Here is an 18687-nt window from a genome sequence, read left to right on the forward strand (position 1 = left end):
AGGCCCCCACCAGACCAGTGGGTTGATAGGCCAGACATGGAAGTACCGCAAGGTATGCAGTGGACTGGTACTAATAGGCCGAGGACTTGCCCGACACACCACCAACACCCACACCCGGGCCGTTGGCGTCGATCGGTCATCACACACAACGAAAAACTGCTGCTCGCGTCCACACCACTAACACCCCAACCCCCCACAACACAGGTGGGGGTGGTTCGGTGTTCCGGTGGCCACAGCGGAGGGGAAACGCCCGGTCCCATCCCGAACCCGGAAGCTAAGCCCTCCAGCGCCGATGGTACTGCGACCGCCAGGTCGTGGGAGAGTAGGACACCGCCGGAACACCCAACCACCCCCACCTCGTGTGGACACACATATTTCGAGAGTGAACGGCGCGGACCGGTATCGGCCGCGTGACAGACACGGGGTAGGACCCATCCGGTCCTGCCCCGTTTCGTCGTGTCAGGAGGCCGATCGGTGAGCGTGGACCCGCAGGACAGCCGGGGCGACCGATCGTCGTCCGCTCCGGAGGACCGGCGGCGGTCCGACGACTCGCGAGACGGCGGACGGGGCCGGCCGGCCGGCGGAGACCGCCGCGGCGGGCGGCCCGACGACCGACGTGGCCGACCCACACAGGGCGGCGACCGCAACCGCGGAGGCCGGCCGGACGACCGCAGCCGTTCACCCCGCCCGGAGCGGGGCGGACCGCGCCAGGACCAGGCGCGCGGCCGTGATCGCGACGGCGCCCCGGGTCGGGACGACCGTCGGACCACTGCTCGCCCGTACGGCGACCGATCCGCACCGTCCGGGTCCGGAGCTGACCGGCGCCCGGAGCGCACCGAGAACGTCCGGGGGCGCTCCGACTCGGACCGCTCCTCGCGTTCCTGGGAAGACCGTCGCCGCGAGGGCGGTCGACGGGGCGGCCGGTCCGACAGCGAGCACCGCGGTCCCCGCCGCGACGCCGGGCCCGACCGTTCCTCCGACTCCCGCGACGACCGTGGTCCGCGGCGCGAGCAGACGGATGACCGTCCCCGACGGAGCGACGCCCCGCGCGCCGGTCAGGCGCCGGACCGGCGTCCGTCCGGTCCTCGCGACGACCGTCGTGACGGCGCGCCCCGTGGCGATCGTCGTGATGGCCCGCCGCGTGGCGACCGTCGTGATGGCCCGCCCCGCGGCGACCGTCGTGACGGCCCGCCCCGCGGTGACCGCCGGCAGGGCCCCCCGCGGGACCGCGACGGACGGCCGCCGCGTGACCGTCGCGATGCGCCGCGTGGCGACGACCGGACACGGACCCCGCACGCCGAGGACCGCCCGATCCGCCGCCACCAGGACGCGCAGCCGCGCCCGACGGAGCCGGCGCTGCCCGACGAGGTGACCCCGGATCTGCTCGACGGCGAGGTCCGCCGTGACCTGCGCGGACTGCCGAAGGACCTCGCGGACAACGTGGCGCGGCACCTCGTCGCGGTCGGCGAGCTCCTCGACGACGACCCGGAGGCCGCCCTCGCCCACGCACGCTTCGCCCGTCACCGGGCCTCGCGCGTCGCCGTGGTGCGCGAGGCGTGCGGTCTCGCGGCCTACCACGCGTCCGAGTGGGCCGAGGCGCTCTCGGAGCTGCGGGCCAGCCGTCGTATGGGAGGCGCCGCCCACGTGGCGGTGATGGCCGACGCCGAGCGCGCGCTCGGCCGGCCCGAGCGGGCCCTCGAGATCGCGCGGAGCCCCGAGTCGGCGGACCTGCCGCGCGACGAGGCGATGGAACTGCTGATCGTCACGTCCGGCGCCCGGCGGGACCTGGGCGAGTACGCGGCGGCGGTCGTGGGCCTGCAGGTCCCCGAGCTCGACGTCCGGCGGACCGACGACCCGTGGACGTGCCGTCTCTTCTACGCCTACGGCGAGGCCCTCGTGGCCGCCGGTCGCCGCGAGGAGGCCGTCCGCGCCTTCCTCGACGCCGCGCAGACCGACGCCGACGGTGAGACCGACGCGGAGGAGCGGGCCGCGCTCGTGGCTGCCGGGGTCGACACCCCGCCCGGAGAGCTCGAGACCGCGGACGAGCCCGGTGACGTCGACGACGTCGACGGGTCCGACGAGACGGGCGCGCCCGCGGACAGGACCGTCGAGACCGACGACGACACCGTCGAGCCCGACGACATGGCCGACGACACGGCCGACGACGGGGCACCCGGGGCGGACGGACCCGTCGTCGGGAACGGCCCGACCGACACCGCGACCGACACCGCGACCGAGGCGCCCCGCGGGGACGACGAGCGGTGACGCGCCACGACGCGCTCCTGGTCGACCTCGACGGCACCGTCTACGCGGGCCCGGATGCCATCCCGGGCGCCGTCGAGGCCCTGGAGGCCGCCCGGGAGCGGGGGTCGACGGTCTCCTACGTCACGAACAACGCCTCGCGCACGCCGGGCGCGGTCGCCGGGCACCTGGCCGACCTCGGTCTCACCGTCACCGAGGACGACGTGGTCACGAGCGCCCAGGCCGGCGCTGCGGTCCTCGCCGGGCAGGTCGACGCGGGCGCACGGGTGCTGGTGCTCGGCACCGACGCCCTGGCCGACGAGGTCACGGCGGTCGGTCTGACGCCGGTGCGGAGCAACGACGACGAGCCGGTCGCCGTCGTCCAGGGCCACTCGCCCGACACGGGCTGGCGGCAGCTGGCCGAGGCGGCGCTGGCGTTGGCCCGCGGCGCGACCTGGGTCGCCTGCAACGTGGACCCCACGCTCCCCTCGGAGCGGGGCCTGTTGCCCGGGAACGGGTCCATGGTCGCGGCGCTGCGCCACGCCAGCCGTCGGGAACCGCAGGTCGCGGGCAAGCCCGCGGCGCCGCTGCTGCGCCAGGCGATGGAGCGGGTGGGGGCGAGCAGCCCGCTCGTGATCGGCGACCGGCTCGACACCGACATCGCCGGCGGGCACGCCGTCGACGCCGAATCCCTGCTCGTCCTCACCGGCGTCTCCACCGCGACGGACGTCCTCGCCGCCCCGCCCGAGCAGCGGCCCACCTACGTCGCCGCCGGTCTCGCCGCGCTCGCCGACCTCGATGCCGTCCGCGTCGGCGTCGACGACGGGTGGACCGCGACGGTGCACGACGACGGGTCGCTCGAGCTGGCGGCGCCGGCGGGCGCCGGGGAGACCGCCGAGGACCGGGCCGCGGCGCTGCGGGCGCTCGGCGCGGCGCACTGGGCGGCGGTCGGCGACGTGGCGCGTGCCCCGCGGGTGACCCCGGCCGACGACCTCGCGGGCCGGACGATCTCCGCCCTGGGCCTCGACGCCGACGGGTGAGTTAGCGTGGGACCCGTGGATCACGGTGGGTCGGACGACGGGCTGGCGCGGCTGCGCGAGGCCGCGGCCGCCGTCGAGGGCCTGGACGCGTCCCGGGGCGCCGACCCGATGGAGCACGCCGACCGGTTCGAGGCGCTCCACGAGGCGCTGACCTCGGCGCTCGCCTCGGTCGACCGGGGCTGACCGGCGTGGCGCGCACGTCGAGCCGCCGCCTGCGCCTGGACGCGGAGCTGGTGCGGCGGGGACTCGCCCGGTCCCGGGAGCAGGCCGCCGCCCTCATCGCGGACGGCCGGGTCACCGTGGGCGGCAGCGTCGCGACGAAACCCGCGACCGCGGTGGAGACCGCGGCCGCCGTCGTCGTCACGCCCGAACCGGACGGCACCGTCGACGACTGGGCCAGTCGCGGCGCGCACAAGCTGATCGGCGCCCTCGAGGCGTTCGAGGTCGACCCGACGGGCCTGCGCTGCCTCGACGCGGGCGCCTCGACGGGCGGGTTCACCGACGTCCTGCTGCGCCGCGGCGCGCAGGAGGTCGTGGCCGCCGACGTCGGGTACGGCCAGCTCGTGTGGTCGCTGCGGACCGACGACCGCGTGACGGTGCTCGACCGCACCAACGTCCGCGCACTGAGCCCGGAGCAGATCGGCGGGCCCGTCGACCTCGTCGTCGCCGACCTGTCCTTCATCTCCCTCCGGCTCGTCCTCGACGCCCTCGCGGCGTGCACCCGACCCGACGGCGCGCTGCTCCCGATGGTCAAGCCGCAGTTCGAGGTGGGGAAGGACCGGCTCGGCTCCGGCGGGGTGGTGCGCGACCCGGGACTGCGCGCCGAGGCGGTCCTCGGGGTGGTGGCCGCCGCCCGCGAACGGGGGCTGACGCTGGCCGGGGCGACGGCCAGCCCCCTGCCCGGTCCGTCGGGGAACGTCGAGTACTTCCTGTGGCTGCGGCCGGGAACGGGTACGGGTGAACAGGACGACGCGATCGTGCGTCGTGCGGTCGAGAACGGGCCACAGTGAACCAGGAACGGGAGAACCGGTGCGGGACGCGCTGATCGTGGTGCACACCGGGCGCGAGGCGACCCGGAAGGTCGCGTCGACGGTGGCGTGCAGCCTGCACCGCGCCGGGTTCTCGTTGCGGGTGATGCCCGACGAGTACTCGAGCGACGCCGGGCTCTTCGACGACCTCGAGCCGCACGAGCGCCCCCAGCGGGTGGCGCCCGACGACGACGCCGCCAACGGCGCCGAGATCGTCATCGTGCTCGGCGGGGACGGCACGCTCCTGCGGGCCGCGGAACTCGCGCGCTCGGCGCGCGTCCCGCTGCTGGGGATCAACCTCGGCCACGTCGGGTTCCTCGCCGAGGCGGACCTCGACGACCTCGACGAGGTCCTCGACGCCGTCGTCAACCGCACCTATCGCGTCGAGGAGCGGATGACGGTCGACGTCACCGCCTCCGCCGACGGCCAGGTGCTCGGACGGACCTGGGCGCTCAACGAGGCGATCGTCGAGAAGACCAACTGGGCGAAGCTGCTCGACGTCGTGCTGGAGGTCGACCACCGGCCCGTGTCGGAGTTCGCCTGCGACGGCGTGCTGTGCGCGACCCCCACCGGCTCCACGGCCTACGCCTACTCGGCGGGGGGACCGGTGGTGTGGCCGGAGGTCCAGGCGATGCTGCTGGTGCCGTCGAACGCGCACGCCCTGTTCTCGCGGCCGCTGGTCGTCTCGCCCGAGTCGCGGGTCGCGCTCGAGGTGTCGGGGCGCGGGGACGCGGGGGTGCTCGTCTGCGACGGGCGCCGGACCCTGGACCTGCCGCCCGGGTCGCGGGTGGAGATCGGCAAGGGGGAGACGCCGGTGCTGCTGGTCCGCCTCCGGGTGCAGCCGTTCACCGACCGCCTGGTGCGCAAGTTCGGCCTGCCCGTGCAGGGCTGGCGCGGGCGCCGGTAGGGATCCGGCCACCGCGGTCCACCGACCGTTCGACCACCTGTTCGAATTCGATCGGCGTGTTCGGCCCTGGGTGTCGGACCCCGTCGTTACAGTGACGGCGTGCTCTCCGAGCTGAGAATCCAGGGCCTCGGCGTGATCGAGGACGCGACCCTGGAGCTGCATCCGGGGCTCACCGCGGTGACCGGCGAAACGGGCGCCGGCAAGACGATGGTGATCACCGGGCTGCACCTCCTGGGTGGCGGTCGCGCGGACTCCTCGCGCGTGCGACGTGGGGCGTCGCGCGCCGTGGTGGAGGGCCGCTACGTGCTGCCCGTCGACGGCGCATCCGCGACGGCGGACGGGCCCGGCGACGACGACGGGCCGCGCGACGCCGCGGACGTCGCCCGCGACGCCGGGGCCGCGCTCGACGACGACGGGTCGCTCATCGCGGCCCGCACGGTGTCCGCGGACGGGCGCTCCCGGGCGCACCTCGGGGGCCGGTCGGTGCCGCTCGCGGTGCTCACCGACGTCGCCGACGCCTCGCTCGCCGTCCACGGCCAGCACGAGGCGCTGCGCCTGCTCCGGCCCGCCGAGCAGCGCGCGGTGCTCGACCGGTTCGCCGGGGCCCCGGCGGCCGACGCGCTGGCGCGCTACCGCGACGTCCGGAGCCGGTGGCGCACCGCCGTCGCCGAGCTCGCCGAGCGCCGCGAGCGCACCCGGGAGATGGCCCGCGAGGCCGACCTGCTCCGCCACGGCCTCACCGAGATCGAGGCGCTCGACCCGCAGCCCGGCGAGGACGAGGAGCTGGTCGCCGAGGCTCGCCGGCTCGCCGACGTGGACGACCTGCGGTCCGCCGCGCTCACCGCGCTCGCGGCGGTCGCCGGCCCGCCGGACGGCACCGGGGACGAGCCCGACGCGACCGCCCTCGTGGGGGAGGCGCGCCGCGCGCTCGCCACGGACGACCCGCGGCTGACCGCGCTGGAGCCGCGCCTGGCCGAGGCCGCGGCGCTGCTCACCGACGTCGCGGCGGAGCTGTCGGGGTATCTCGACGGGCTGGAGGCCGACCCGGAGCGCCTTGCCCGGGTGCTGGAGCGCCAGGCCGCGCTCAAGGGGCTCACCCGCAAGTACGCCGCCGACGTCGCGGGGGTGCTCGCGTGGGCCGACACCGCCCGGGAGCGGCTCGAGTCGCTCGACGTCTCCGACGAGGCGATCGCCGCGCTGGCCGCGGAGGCCGACCGGCTGGGCGCCGAGCTGGCCGGGCACGCCGCCGAGCTGAGCGCCGTCCGCTCCGAGGCGGCCACGCGTCTGGCGGAGGCGGTCAGCACCGAGCTCGACGGGCTCGCGATGGCCGCGGCCACCGTCACCGTCGAGGTGAGCCGCAAGGACAGCACGGGCGCGGACGCGATCGAGCTCGACGGGCGCCGGGTGGCGGCCGGGCCCGACGGGGTCGACGAGGTCGAGCTGCTGCTCGCCCCGCACGCCGGGGCGCCGCCGTTGCCGATCGCGAAGGGCGCCTCGGGCGGCGAGCTCTCGCGCGTGATGCTGGCCGTCGAGGTCGTGCTGGCCGGGGCGGACACGGTGCCGACGCTCGTGTTCGACGAGGTCGACGCCGGCGTCGGCGGCCGGGCCGCGGTGGAGATCGGGCGCCGGCTGGCGCGTCTCGCCGAGACCCACCAGGTCGTGGTCGTCACGCACCTGGCGCAGGTGGCGGCGTACGCCGACCGGCAGCTGGTGGTGGACAAGGGGTCGGTCACCGAGGGCGTCACCCGCAGCTCGGTGCGCACCCTCGACGACTCGCAGCGGGTGGTCGAGCTGGCCCGGATGCTCGCCGGCACGGAGGAGACCGAGACCGGGCGGGCGCACGCCGAGGAGCTGCTCGCCGCCGCGGCCGACGACAAGCGGGGCGTGCCCGAACCGACGCCCATCAGCCGGGGTGCGGCGAAGGGCGGTGGTCGGCGGCCGAAGCGCCGCGCAGGCTGAGCCGGGCGGTGGTCCCGCGTTCACCCCTGTGACGGATGTGGCGCCCGGGTCGGGTGAGACCTGTGGTGTGGCTCGGCGTGGCGACGTGTCCGGATCGTGATCGCCCGTCAGCATCGTGCGCATGCGATGGCCTGGACGCGGGACCCGGACGCGATCGGTGCTGCCCGGCGTGAGCGGCACGGCCCGGATCGGGCGCCGCGGATCGTCGGGGGCGGACGCCGCCTACCTGCGTCGGCTCGGCCCGGGGGACGTGGCCGTCATCGACCAGGTCGACCTGGACCGGGCGACGGCCGCGGCGCTGCTCGAGGCCGGGGTGGTCGGGGTCGTCAACGCGGCCCCGTCGATCTCCGGTCGCTACCCGAACCTCGGACCGGAGATCCTGGTCGAGGCGGGCGTGACCCTCGTCGACGACTGCGGCGCCGGGGTCTTCACCGACCTCGTCGACGGCGCCATCGTGCGGCTGCACGACGGCGCGGTGCACATCGGCGACCGCGAGGTGCTCCGGGGCTTCGGCCAGGACCGCGCCAGCGTGGCCGACCTCCTCGAGGAGGCCCGCGGCGGCATGGCCGCCCAGCTCGAGGCGTTCTCCGCCAACACCAGCGAGTTCCTCGGCCGCGAGCGCGCCCTGCTCGTCGACGGCGTCGGCGTCCCCGCGATCTCGACCTCCATGCGCGACAAGCAGGTCGTCGTCGTCGCCGGCGGTCCGGGCACGGCCGAGGAGGTCCGGGCGCTCACCGGGTTCATCCGCGAGTACAAGCCCGTGCTCATCGGGGTCGGCGACGGTGCGGACGCGCTGCGCGACGCCGGGCTCACGCCCACGGTCGTGCTCGGGACGGTCGCCGAGCTCGACCCCGCCGTCGCCCGCAAGGCCCGCGACGTCGTCGTGCCCGCCGACCCGGACGGCTTCATCGCCGGGCTGGCGCGGATGCAGGACCTCGGCGTCGACCCGGTCGCCTTCCCGTCGTCGGCCAACCCGGAGGACCTCGCCCTGCTGCTCGCCCACGCGCACGGCGCGGCGCTCGTCGTCGCCGTCGGCTTCGACGCGAGCCTGGGCGGCTTCCTCGACCGCGGCCGGTCCGGGTCGATCCCCTCCACCTTCCTGACGCGGCTGCGGCTCGGCCCGACCCTCGTCGACGCGCCCGCCGTGCTCGCGCTCCACCGCAGCCGGGTCTCGATCCTCACGCTGGTCATGCTCGTCGTCGCCGTCCTGGCCGCCGCGGTCGTGGCCGCCCTCGCGCTCGGCGCCGGGCCCTCGCTCGTGCTGCTGCTGCAGACCGGCGGCCGGGCGGTCCTCGACTGGGGCACCGCGGTCGTCCGGAGCGTCGTCGGATGATCTCGTTCCGCTATCACATCGTGTCGCTGTGCGCGGTGGTCCTCGCGCTCGCGCTCGGCGTCGTCCTCGGGGCCTCCTCGCTGTCCCAGACGATGCTCGGGGCGCTCTCCTCCGACCGCGCCGACCTCTCCGGGCAGGTGGGCACGCTGACCGCCGAGCGGGACACCGCCCGCGCGCAGCAGTCGGCGGCCGACCGGGTCCTCGCCGGGACCGCGCCCGCGCTCGTGGGCGGCGCGCTGCGCGACCGCACCGTCGTCCTGCTCGCAGCACCGGACGCCGACCCCGCCGACCTCGACGCGCTCACCGGGCTCGTCGGGCAGGCCGGGGGACGGGTGACCGGCACGCTGTCGCTGACCGACGCGATGCTCGCGCCCGACCGGGCCGACGCGCTGCGCACCCTCGTCACCCGCGTGCTCCCGGCCGGCGTGCAGCTGCCGTCGACCACCGACGTCGGCACGTTGACCGGCTCGCTGCTCGGCTCCCTGGTCACGACCGGACGCGGCCCGTCGAGCTCGCCCGCCGAGGTGGGCACGGCGTTCACCGCCCTGGCCGACGGCGGGTTCCTCGCGCCCGGTGCCGCCCCGGCGCCGGCGCAGCTCGCGCTCGTGGTCGGCGGGACCGCGGCGCCCGCACCCGACGCGGCGGGCCGGTCCGCGACCCTCGCCCGCCTGGCCGCGGGCGTGCACGCCGGCGGCGCCGGGACGGTGCTGGCCACCCGGTCCGCCGACGGCGCGGTCGCGGTCGTGCGCGGCGACCAGGCGCTGCGCGGGGTCTCCACCGTCGACGGCGTGGGGGCGACGGCGGGCCGGCTCGCCGCCGTGCTCGCCGCGGCCGAGCAGGCGGCCGGGCGCTCGGGCGCGTACGGCGCGGCCCCGGGGGTCGCACCGTTGCCACCGCGGTCGCCCGCGGCCTGACCCACGCCCCCACGCACGGGTCGTTCGTCCCGCACGACGGTGACGAACGGCCCGGTCGCACGCCGGGGCGGCGCCTGCGGACGACGACGGCGTGAGGTCTGCGCTGGTCACCCGGACGGCGGTGTTAGGGTGAGGTTCCGTGGACCGGTGCCCGAACGCCCGAATCTCCCGGACCGACCCCCGCTCGAACGGGGGGAACTGATGCAGCATCCGCGGACCACGAAGCACGTCTTCGTCACCGGCGGCGTCGCCTCGTCCCTCGGCAAGGGCCTGACGGCCTCCAGCCTCGGCCAGCTGCTCACCAGCCGCGGCCTGCGGGTGACGATGCAGAAGCTCGACCCGTACCTCAACGTCGACCCCGGGACGATGAACCCGTTCCAGCACGGCGAGGTCTTCGTGACCGAGGACGGCGCCGAGACCGACCTCGACATCGGCCACTACGAGCGCTTCCTCGACCGTGACCTCTCGGCGCGTGCGAACGTCACCACCGGCCAGGTGTACTCCGAGGTCATCGCGAAGGAGCGCCGCGGCGAGTACCTCGGTGACACCGTGCAGGTCATCCCGCACATCACCGACGAGATCAAGTCGCGGGTGCTCGCGATGCGCGACGGCGGGGACGGGCCCGGGCCCGACGTCGTCATCACCGAGATCGGCGGCACCGTCGGTGACATCGAGTCGCTGCCGTTCCTCGAGGCCGCCCGGCAGCTGCGCCACGAGGTCGGCCGGGACAACTGCTTCTTCCTCCACGTCAGCCTCGTGCCGTTCCTGGCCCCGAGCGGCGAGCTGAAGACGAAGCCGACCCAGCACTCGGTCGCCGCGCTGCGCAACATCGGTATCCAGCCCGACGGCCTCGTGCTGCGGGCGGACCGGCACATCCCCGAGGAGATGACCCGCAAGATCTCCCTGATGTGCGACGTCGACGAGGACGGCGTGGTCGCCTGCCCCGACGCGCCGTCGATCTACGACATCCCGAAGGTGCTGCACTCCGAGGGTCTCGACGCCTACGTGGTGCGCCGCCTCGGGCTGCCGTTCCGCGACGTCGACTGGACGGTATGGGGCGACCTGCTCGACCGCGTGCACCAGCCGACCGAGCGGGTCACGATCGCGATCGTCGGGAAGTACGTCGACCTGCCCGACGCCTACCTCTCGGTGACCGAGGCCGTGCGCGCCGGGGCGTTCGCGCACCGCGCCAAGGTCGACGTCCGGTGGGTGCCCAGCGACGACTGCCAGACCCCCGCCGGGGCCGAGAAGGCCCTGGCCGACGTCCACGGCGTGCTCGTCCCCGGCGGGTTCGGCGTGCGTGGCATCGAGGGCAAGATCGGCGCGCTGGACCACGCCCGCCGCCACGGCATCCCCGCGCTGGGTCTGTGCCTCGGGCTCCAGTGCATGGTCATCCACGCCGCGCGGGCGCTCGCCGGCATCGAGGACGCGAACTCCGCCGAGTTCGAGCCCGACACCGCGAACCCGGTCATCTCGACGATGGCCGACCAGACCGACGTCGTCTCCGGCGAGCGCGACATGGGCGGCACGATGCGCCTCGGCGCCTACCCGGCCGTGCTCGCGCCGGACACCGTCACCCGCGCCGCCTACGGCACCGGCAAGGTCTCCGAGCGGCACCGCCACCGCTACGAGGTCAACAACGCCTACCGGCAGCGCCTGGCCGACGCGGGCCTCGTGTTCTCCGGGACCTCGCCCGAGGGCACGCTGGTCGAGTTCGTCGAGCTGCCGCGCTCGGTGCACCCGTTCTTCGTCGGCACGCAGGCCCACCCGGAGCTGAAGTCGCGGCCCACCCGGGCGCACCCGCTGTTCGCCGCGTTCGTGGCGGCGGCGCTGCGCCACGACGCCTCGTCGCGGCTGTTCGGCAACGACGGGACCGACACCGCCGACGGGACCGGGGACGCCGACCTCGAGGGTGACGACCCGGTCGACGCCGAGGCCGCACGGCTGCACGAGGCCGGCGTCTCGTGAGCCCGCGCGACCCGGTCACCCCGGAGTCCCTGCGCGACCCGCACGACGGGCACCCGCCGCACTCGTTCGACGTCGTCGACACCGAGACGCTCTACGAGGGCGCCATCTTCGCGCTGCGCGGGGACAAGGTCCGGATGCCCGGCGGGCGGATCGCCACGCGGGAGAAGGTCGAGCACTACGGCGCGGTGGCCGTCGCGGCGCTCGACGACGAGGACCGCCTCGTCATGATCTACCAGTACCGCCCGGCCATCGGCCGGCGCATCTGGGAGATGCCGGCCGGACTGCTCGACGGCGGGTCCGACGAGGCCCCCGTCGAGGCCGCGAAGCGCGAGCTCGTCGAGGAGGTCGGGATCGAGGCCGACGACTGGTCGGCCCTCGTCGACGTCGTCGGCTGCCCCGGGTTCGCCGACGAGTCGGTGCGCGTCTTCCTCGCCCGGGGCCTGCGCGCGGTGGAGCGCCCCGAGGCGGGGGACGACGAGGAGGCCGACCTGGTGATCCGGCGGGTGCCGCTCGACGACCTCGTGGCCGGCGCGATGTCGGGTGACCTGGTCAACGGCCCGTGCATCGCGGGCGTGTTCGCCGCCGTCGAGGTCGTGGCGGGCCGGTTCCACCCCCGCCCGGTCGACGCGCCGTGGATCGACCGCCCGACGGAGTACGCCGCGCGCAAGCAGGGCTGAGCCGCCGCGACGTCAGCGGTGGCCCACGGCTGACGTCCGGCGTCCGCCGTGTGCCACCGCTGACACCCCCACCCGCCGTCAGGACGCCCGGACCTCGCTGGGCGCCACCCCGCGGTGGCGTCGGAACGCCGTGGAGAAGCTGAACGGGTTCGCGTAGCCGACCCGGCGGGCGACCGCGGCCACCGTGACGTCGGGTTCGGTGAGCAGGGCGTGCTCGGCGACGGCGAGGCGGTGCTCGCGGACGTAGGCCGAGGGCGACGTGCCGACCGCGTCGTGGAAGCGGCGGGCGAACGCCGCGCGGCTCACGCCGGCGCGGTCGGCGAGGGCGGCGACGCTCCAGGGCGCGGCCGGGTCGGCGTGCAGGGCGGCCAGCGCCGCGGCCACGGCCGCGTCGGCGACCTCGCCCTGCGAACCGCGGGCGAGGAGGACGTCGCGGACGGTCTCGACGACGAGCCAGTCGAGCAGCCGGGCGGACACGACGTCCCCCGCGGCGGCACCGGTCCCCGCCTGGTCGGCGACCCGCTCGATGAGCAGGCGGCAGAACTCCGAGTCCGCCGGGGCGAGCACCTCGTCGGGCAGCGCGAGCAGGCGCGCCGGTCCCTGCAGGGCGAAGCGGGCGACGACGACGGTGGTCGGGTCGACCGCGACGACCGGCACCGACCCGGCGTCGTGCAGGAGGAGGGCGTCCCCGGGGCCGAGGTCGGTGCCGAGCGCCCGGACCCGGCCCCGCGCCACGGCGACGAGGCTGCGCCGGTGGCCGGTCGCGAGCGTCGCCCGGCCGGACGGCTCCGCCACCACGAGCTCCGGCTCCACCACACGGACCGCGCCGAGCAGGGCCTCCACGCCGCCCGAGGATAGACGCGCGCGAAGGTGCCGGAGCGCCACGGACATGGGCGGACCGGTCGCCGACGGCCAGGCTGGACGCCATGACGATCACCGCCGCCGACCGCGAGCTGCTCGACCGCCCCCTGTTCGGCCTGCTCACCATCCCGCCCGGCCCGCAGCGGCTCCCGGCTCCGCGCCCGGTGTGGTTCGAGACGACCGCCGACGGCGGGCTCCAGCTGTTCTCGATGGCCGACGCGCTCAAGGTCCGGCGGCTGAGCGCGGACCCGCGCGCGAGCTTCGTCGTCGTCGCCCCCGCCGACGAGCCGGAGCGGTGGGTCTCGGTCGAGGCCGACGTCACCGTGCACGACGACGGGGCGAGCGAGCTCGCGCACCGCCTCGCCGACCGCTACTGGGCCGACCCGGACACCGACGAGCACCGGGAGCTGCTCGCGTCGTTCGCGGACCCGGCGAAGGTCCGCCGGATCGTCCTGCACCCGCGGCGCGTCACCCGGGGCCCGGCGGTGTGAGGCGGTAGAACCGAGCCCGTGGCACACCCAGCGGACGTCGTGGCCACCTACCTCGACCACCTCGACGTCGAGCGCGGCATGTCGGTGCACACCCTCTCCAACTACCGCCGCGACCTGGACCGCTACCTGGGGCACCTGGAGCGGGTCGGCCGCACCGACCTCGCCGAGGTGACCGCACCCGACGTCGGGACCTTCCTGGTGGCGCTGCGCACGGGGGAGGACGGGCACCGGCCCCTGGCGACCTCGAGCGCCTCACGGGCCGTCGTCGCCGTGCGCGGGCTGCACCGGTTCGCCCTGGCCGAGGGGGTCGTCGCGCAGGACGTCGCTGCCGAGGTGCACCCGCCCGCGCCGCCCCGCACGCTGCCCGAGGCGCTCGACGTCGACACCGTGACCCGGCTGCTCGAGGCGCCGTCCGCGGACGACCCCCGCGGCGTGCGGGACCGGGCGCTGCTGGAGCTGCTCTACTCGACGGGGGCCCGGATCAGCGAGGTGGTGGGCCTCGACGTCGACGACGTGGACGTCGAGCAGCGCACCGTGCTGCTGAGCGGCAAGGGCGGCAAGCAGCGGCTGGTGCCGGTCGGGCGGCCCGCGCTCTCCGCCCTGGAGGCCTACCGGGTGCGCTCGCGGCCGGGGTTCGCGGTGCGCGGCCGGGGCACGCCGGCGCTGTTCCTCAACGCGCGGGGGGCGCGGCTGTCCCGGCAGAGCGCCTGGAACGTGCTGCGCGAGACCGCCGAGTTCGCGGGCGTCACCGCCGACATCTCGCCGCACACGCTGCGGCACTCGTTCGCGACGCACCTGCTCGACGGCGGCGCCGACCTGCGCGTGGTGCAGGAGCTGCTCGGTCACGCCTCGGTGACCACGACGCAGATCTACACGATGGTCACGGTCGACCGGCTGCGCGAGGTGTACGCGACCTCGCACCCCCGCGCCCGGGCGGGCTAGCGTCCGAGGAGTGGACTTCACCGAGGCCGAGGACCACCGGCTGATCCGGGAGGCGGTGCGCGAGCTCTGCGCCCGGTTCGACGACGACTACTGGGCGGCCTGCGACCGCGACCACGCCTTCCCGTGGGCCTTCTACGAGGCGATGGCCGCCGGCGGCTGGGTCGGCATCGCGATCCCCGAGCAGTACGGCGGCGGCGGGCAGGGCATCGAGGCCGCGTCGATCGTGCTGGAGGAGGTCGCGGCCTCCGGGGCGTGCATGAACGGCGCCAGCGCGATCCACATGTCGATCTTCGGGATGCACCCCGTGGTGCTGCACGGCAGCGAGGCGATGAAGGCGCGCTACCTCCCGCGGATCGCGACCGGTGACCTCCACGTGGCCTTCGGCGTCACCGAGCCCGACGCCGGGCTGGACACGTCCGCCATCACGACCCGCGCGGAGCGCACGCCGGGCGGCTACCGGGTGCACGGCCGGAAGGTGTGGACGTCGAAGGCCCTGGAGTCGGAGAAGGTCCTCCTGCTCGTGCGCACCACGCCGACCGCCGAGTGCGCGCGGCGCACCGACGGGCTGTCGCTGCTGCTCGCGGACCTGCGCGACCCCGCCGTCACGATCACCCCGATCGCCAAGCTCGGCCGCAACGCGGTCGCCTCGTGCGAGGTCGCCTACGACGGGCTCGAGGTGTCCGCCGACGACCTCGTCGGCGAGGAGGGGCAGGGCTTCCGCCAGATCCTCGGCGGGCTGAACGCCGAGCGGGTCCTCATCGCGGCCGAGGCCCTCGGGACCGGCCGGGCGGCGCTGCGGCGGGCCGTGGCCTACGCGAAGCAACGGCGGGTGTTCGGCCGGTCGATCGGCGCGAACCAGGCGGTCTCCCACCCGTTGGCCGAGGCCCACGCGCGCCTGCACGCGGCCGCGCTGGTGGTCCGGGAGGCGGCGTGGAAGGTCGACCGGGGCGAGCCCGCGGGCGAGGCGGCGAACACCGCGAAGTTCGTGGCGGCGGAGGCGGGCTTCTTCGCCGCCGACGCCGCCGTGCAGACCCACGGCGGGTTCGGCTACGCCGAGGAGTACCACGTGGAGCGCTACTTCCGGGAGGCCCGGCTGCAGCGGCTCGCCCCGCTCCCGCAGGCCATGGCGCTGAACTACCTCGCGCAGACCGTGCTGGGACTCGAGCGGTCGTACTAGACGATCCCGCGCGCCGCGAGGTCGTCCAGCTCGGCGGGCGTGAGCCCGAGCTCGCCGAGGACCTCGCGGGTGTGGGCGCCGAGCTCGGGGCCGAGGTGGTCGACGCGGGCCTCGACGCCGGACAGCCGCGGGACCGGGCCCTGCACGAGCAGGCTCCCGAGCTGGTCGTCGGGGATCCGCCGGAAGACCTCGCGGGCGAGCATCTGGTCGTCGGCGACGAGGTCGGTGACGTCGTAGACCGGGGCGGCGGCGATCTCGGCGGCCTCGAACACCGCCATGGCCTGCTCGAGGGTCTGCCGGGAGACCCAGTCGGCGACGATCGCGTCGACCTCGCCGGCGCGGGCGAGGCGGCGCTGCGGGTCGGCGAACTCGGGGTCCTCGGCCAGCTCGGGGCGGCCGATCGCGCGGAACACCCGCAGGGCGACGGTGGGCGCGCTGCCGGACATGGCGATCCAGCGGTCGTCGGCGGTGCGGTAGGTGTTGCGCGGCGCGGAGATGTCCCACCGGTTGCCCGCCCGGTGGGGCACGACCCCGGTCTGGTCCCACGTGAGCAGGGACTGTTCGAGGATCCGGGCGAGCGGGTCGAGCAGGTTGACGTCGATGAGCCGGCCGCCCGCGCCGCGCAGGTCGCGGTCGTAGAGCGCGGTCATCACCGCGAACGCCGCGTGCAGGGAGGCGACGCTGTCGGCGAGCATGAACGCGGGCAGGGTCGGCGGCCCGTCGGCCTCGCCGGTCATGTGCGCGAAGCCGCTCATGGCCTCGCCGAGGGTGCCGAACCCGGGGCGCTCGCTCTTCGGGCCGGACAGGCCGAAGCCGGTCACGTGCAGCATCACGACCTGCGGGTTCACCGCGTGCAGGCGCTCGTGGTCGAGGCCCCAGCGGCGCAGCGTCTGCGGCCGGGTGTTCGCGACGACGACGTCGCAGCGCTCGACCAGGCGGCGGACCAGGTCCTGCCCGTCCGGGGTCCGCAGGTCGACGGTGACCGAGCGCTTGTTGCGGCCGATGCTCTTCCACATCAGGCCCACGCCGTCGCGCTGCGCGCCCCAGCCGCGGATGGCGTCGCCGACGCCCGGTGGCTCGATCTTGACGACGTCGGCGCCGAACTCGCCGAGGTAGGTGGCCGCGAGCGGTGCCGCGGCGAGCGAGGCCATGTCGAGCACGCGGAGCCCCGCGAGCGGGAGGCGGTCGACGCTCAGCTCCCCGTCCCCTCGTCGGAGCGGCGCCGGTGCTCCTCGAGCAGCCACCCGGCGACGTCGCGCAGCTTGATGTTCGACTGCTGCGAGGCCTCGACGAGCATCCGGAAGGCCCGCTCGCCGTCGACCCCGTGCCGTTCCATGAGGATGCCCTTGGCCTGCCCGATCTGGTCGCGGTTGCCGAGGGCGATGTCGAGGCCCTCGGCGCGGCTCGCCCCGTAGAGCGCGATCGCTGCCTGCAGGGCGAACACCTCGAGGGTCACCCGGCCGGCCTCGGAGAAGGCGCCGGGGGTGAAGGAGTACAGGTTGAGCGAGCCGACGGGCGCGTCGGGCGGCCCCATCGCGTAGGACAGCATCGCCCGGACGCCGGCCGCTCGGGCGCGCGGCCGCCACCGGGGCCACCGCGTCTCGTCGTCGAGGTCGATCGCCTCGACGTGGGTCGGCTCGTCCCGGTGCCCGGCGTCCACGCAGGGACCCTCGTCCAGCTCCGCCTGGGCCGCGTCGAGGTCGGCGACCCAGTCGCTCGACGGCGCCCGGCTCGTGACCTTCCCCCGGTCGGTCTGGGTGATCCCCGCGCCGTCGGCGCCGGGCACGCGCTGCGCGGCGACCTCGACGATGCGGGTGAGGACCTCCTCCGTCGTCCCGAGCCCCTGGTCGGGGGTCGGGGCGCGGAGCACGCTGGTGGCGGCGTGGCTCAGGGCCTCGGACAGGGCGTCGACCTCGTGCTGTTCCATTTCTCCCCGGTCTGGTGCGCGTCCGCCCGGCGGCGTCGAGGCGGGTCCTTCAGAGTAGGAGATCCGGCCCCGACCGGAGGCGTCAGGCGGTGCCGTGGCGGGTGCCCCCATCGGAGTCGTGACCGGTGCCGGTGCCGGTGCCGTTGTCGGGTTCGCGGACGAGCACCGACGCCCGCTGGCGGGTCACGCCGAAGAGCCGGGCGATCTCGTTGATGCTCATGCCCGCGCCGTGCAGGGCGCTCGCCTCCCGGCGGCGCCAGCGGCCGCCCACGGAGTTGAGCGACTCGAGCGCCCGGGAGATGCGCTCCACGATGAGGGGCGGCTCCTCGGAGCGGACCGCGGTGGTCCAGTCCGTGCCGGCGGCCCGCAGGCGCTGGAGCTCCGCCGCCCGGTCCCGGGCGGCGCCGAGGCTCTCGATGCAGGTCCCGAGCTCGACCACGAGGTCGGCGAGCGCGCCGTCGACCTCGTCGGGCCGTTCCGGGGTCTCCTCGGCCACGGGCCCTCCCTCCGTCTGTCCGCAACCTGTGTTGCAGGCAATGGTTGTTGCGTAATCGGTTGTGTGCGACTCTATGGGGAGCGCCCTCCGTTGCGCATCAGCGGGTGAGTGCGCCGAACGAGTGAAGGGTCGGTAGGGCCGACCCGGATCGGAACCCCGCATGACCACACTCTCCGCAACCGTCGACCTCCCGGTCACCGAGCACACGGTCCGCGACGCCCGCGTGCTCGTCCTCGACCTCGTCGACAGCTGGGACAGCACCACCTGCCGCGTCGACCTGGCGCTGCTGATCGACGACCTCAGCTCCGACGTCGTCTCCCACGCCGACGGCGAGCACGACCTCCGCCTGGAGCTGACGCTCCACGAGGACCTGCTCCGCGTCTCGCTCGCCGACGGCAGCGCCGTCCGCCCCGCCGTGGTGGACGCGCTCACCGGCCGGCTGCGGCTGCTCGCGGCCCTCGCCTCGCGTTGGGGTCACGAGCCCTACCGGGGTGGGCACCGGGTGTGGTTCGAACTCGGCGTCGACGCGTCGACGGCGGCCGCCGAGCCGGGGGAGGAGATGCTCCCGGCGATCGCGGCCCGTCTGCGGTCCCTGCTCGAGGGCACCGACGACGTCGTCCGCGAGGACGTCGGCGGGACCCCGCTGCGCCGGGCCCGCGTGGTGCGCTGGCTCGCGGCCCTGCGCGACGGGCGACCGGCCCGCCGCACCCGGAACTGACCGGAGGA

The 18687-nt window shown here is 75.6% G+C and carries 17 protein-coding genes, 2 rRNA genes and 1 pseudogene; 16 read left to right on the plus strand and 4 right to left on the minus strand.

From position 1 onward, the window contains the following. The 12 genes from LN037_RS09090 to LN037_RS09145 all read left to right on the plus strand — a co-directional run. Nucleotides 1-94: ribosomal RNA gene (locus tag LN037_RS09090) — 23S ribosomal RNA — on the plus strand; the annotation flags it as partial. A 128-nt stretch (nucleotides 95-222) separates the two neighbouring features. Then, a 5S ribosomal RNA gene (rrf, locus tag LN037_RS09095) occupies nucleotides 223-339 on the plus strand. Between the two features lie 1029 nt (nucleotides 340-1368). Beyond that, nucleotides 1369-2265, plus strand: a complete 897-nt coding sequence (locus LN037_RS09100; protein ID WP_230751630.1) for a hypothetical protein — start codon at nucleotides 1369-1371, stop codon at nucleotides 2263-2265. Then, nucleotides 2262-3281, plus strand: a complete 1020-nt coding sequence (locus tag LN037_RS09105; protein ID WP_230751631.1) for an HAD-IIA family hydrolase — start codon at nucleotides 2262-2264, stop codon at nucleotides 3279-3281. Before LN037_RS09100 ends, LN037_RS09105 begins: the two co-directional genes overlap by 4 nt. Nucleotides 3282-3296: 15 nt before the next feature. Then, the gene (locus LN037_RS09110) at nucleotides 3297-3464 is read left to right on the plus strand and encodes a hypothetical protein (RefSeq protein ID WP_230751632.1); all 168 of its coding nucleotides are present in this window, start codon (nucleotides 3297-3299) and stop codon (nucleotides 3462-3464) included. Nucleotides 3465-3469: 5 nt separating this feature from the next. Beyond that, nucleotides 3470-4291 (plus strand): TlyA family RNA methyltransferase, encoded by an 822-nt coding sequence (locus LN037_RS09115; RefSeq protein ID WP_230751633.1) that lies wholly within the window; start codon nucleotides 3470-3472, stop codon nucleotides 4289-4291. Between the two features lie 19 nt (nucleotides 4292-4310). Further along, on the plus strand, nucleotides 4311-5216 hold the full coding sequence (locus tag LN037_RS09120; RefSeq protein ID WP_230751634.1) for an NAD kinase: 906 nt from the start codon (nucleotides 4311-4313) through the stop codon (nucleotides 5214-5216). Between the two features lie 99 nt (nucleotides 5217-5315). Then, complete coding sequence (gene recN / locus LN037_RS09125) at nucleotides 5316-7175, plus strand: DNA repair protein RecN (RefSeq protein ID WP_230751635.1); 1860 nt, start codon at nucleotides 5316-5318, stop codon at nucleotides 7173-7175. Nucleotides 7176-7296: 121 nt separating this feature from the next. After that, nucleotides 7297-8508 carry a putative cytokinetic ring protein SteA gene (gene steA, locus LN037_RS09130; protein WP_255693706.1) on the plus strand — a complete coding sequence of 404 codons (1212 nt, stop codon included), beginning with the start codon at nucleotides 7297-7299 and terminating at the stop codon, nucleotides 8506-8508. Then, on the plus strand, nucleotides 8505-9422 hold the full coding sequence (locus tag LN037_RS09135; RefSeq protein WP_230751637.1) for a copper transporter: 918 nt from the start codon (nucleotides 8505-8507) through the stop codon (nucleotides 9420-9422). The genes steA and LN037_RS09135 overlap by 4 nt, the downstream gene beginning before the upstream one ends. A 201-nt stretch (nucleotides 9423-9623) precedes the next feature. Beyond that, nucleotides 9624-11390 (plus strand): CTP synthase, encoded by a 1767-nt coding sequence (pyrG, locus tag LN037_RS09140; protein ID WP_230751638.1) that lies wholly within the window; start codon nucleotides 9624-9626, stop codon nucleotides 11388-11390. After that, nucleotides 11387-12067, plus strand: coding sequence for an NUDIX domain-containing protein (locus LN037_RS09145; RefSeq protein ID WP_308286129.1), 681 nt, complete (start codon nucleotides 11387-11389; stop codon nucleotides 12065-12067). Before pyrG ends, LN037_RS09145 begins: the two co-directional genes overlap by 4 nt. A 78-nt stretch (nucleotides 12068-12145) precedes the next feature. Here the strand turns inward: LN037_RS09145 and LN037_RS34120 are convergent. Continuing rightward, nucleotides 12146-12451 (minus strand): annotated as a pseudogene (locus tag LN037_RS34120) (helix-turn-helix transcriptional regulator); the annotation flags it as partial. A gap of 542 nt (nucleotides 12452-12993) precedes the next feature. On the opposite strand from LN037_RS34120, the gene LN037_RS09155 reads away from it, so the two are divergent. The 3 genes from LN037_RS09155 to LN037_RS09165 are packed head-to-tail and all read left to right on the plus strand — an operon-like array spanning nucleotide 12994 to nucleotide 15538. Continuing rightward, nucleotides 12994-13419 (plus strand): pyridoxamine 5'-phosphate oxidase family protein, encoded by a 426-nt coding sequence (locus LN037_RS09155; RefSeq protein WP_230751640.1) that lies wholly within the window; start codon nucleotides 12994-12996, stop codon nucleotides 13417-13419. Nucleotides 13420-13437: 18 nt separating this feature from the next. After that, nucleotides 13438-14361 carry a site-specific tyrosine recombinase XerD gene (gene xerD, locus LN037_RS09160; RefSeq protein WP_308286130.1) on the plus strand — a complete coding sequence of 308 codons (924 nt, stop codon included), beginning with the start codon at nucleotides 13438-13440 and terminating at the stop codon, nucleotides 14359-14361. Nucleotides 14362-14371: 10 nt separating this feature from the next. Beyond that, nucleotides 14372-15538, plus strand: coding sequence for an acyl-CoA dehydrogenase family protein (locus LN037_RS09165; RefSeq protein WP_230751641.1), 1167 nt, complete (start codon nucleotides 14372-14374; stop codon nucleotides 15536-15538). On the opposite strand, the gene LN037_RS09170 is transcribed toward LN037_RS09165, so the two are convergent. The 3 genes from LN037_RS09170 to LN037_RS09180 form a co-directional block, all read right to left on the minus strand. Continuing rightward, the gene (locus LN037_RS09170) at nucleotides 15535-16782 is read right to left on the minus strand and encodes a CaiB/BaiF CoA transferase family protein (protein ID WP_230751642.1); all 1248 of its coding nucleotides are present in this window, start codon (nucleotides 16780-16782) and stop codon (nucleotides 15535-15537) included. The genes LN037_RS09165 and LN037_RS09170 overlap by 4 nt on opposite strands. Continuing rightward, nucleotides 16731-17465: a GAF and ANTAR domain-containing protein gene (locus LN037_RS09175; RefSeq protein ID WP_230751643.1), complete on the minus strand. Its 735-nt coding sequence runs from the start codon at nucleotides 17463-17465 to the stop codon at nucleotides 16731-16733. The genes LN037_RS09170 and LN037_RS09175 overlap by 52 nt, the downstream gene beginning before the upstream one ends. 82 nt (nucleotides 17466-17547) lie before the next feature. Further along, nucleotides 17548-17961: a helix-turn-helix domain-containing protein gene (locus tag LN037_RS09180; protein WP_230751644.1), complete on the minus strand. Its 414-nt coding sequence runs from the start codon at nucleotides 17959-17961 to the stop codon at nucleotides 17548-17550. Nucleotides 17962-18121: 160 nt separating this feature from the next. On the opposite strand from LN037_RS09180, the gene LN037_RS09185 reads away from it, so the two are divergent. Further along, on the plus strand, nucleotides 18122-18679 hold the full coding sequence (locus LN037_RS09185; RefSeq protein ID WP_230751645.1) for an ATP-binding protein: 558 nt from the start codon (nucleotides 18122-18124) through the stop codon (nucleotides 18677-18679). Nucleotides 18680-18687: the final 8 nt, after the last annotated feature.

The sequence above is a fragment of the Actinomycetospora soli genome (genome assembly GCF_021026295.1).
GTDB classification, from domain to species: Bacteria; Actinomycetota; Actinomycetes; order Mycobacteriales; family Pseudonocardiaceae; genus Actinomycetospora; species Actinomycetospora soli.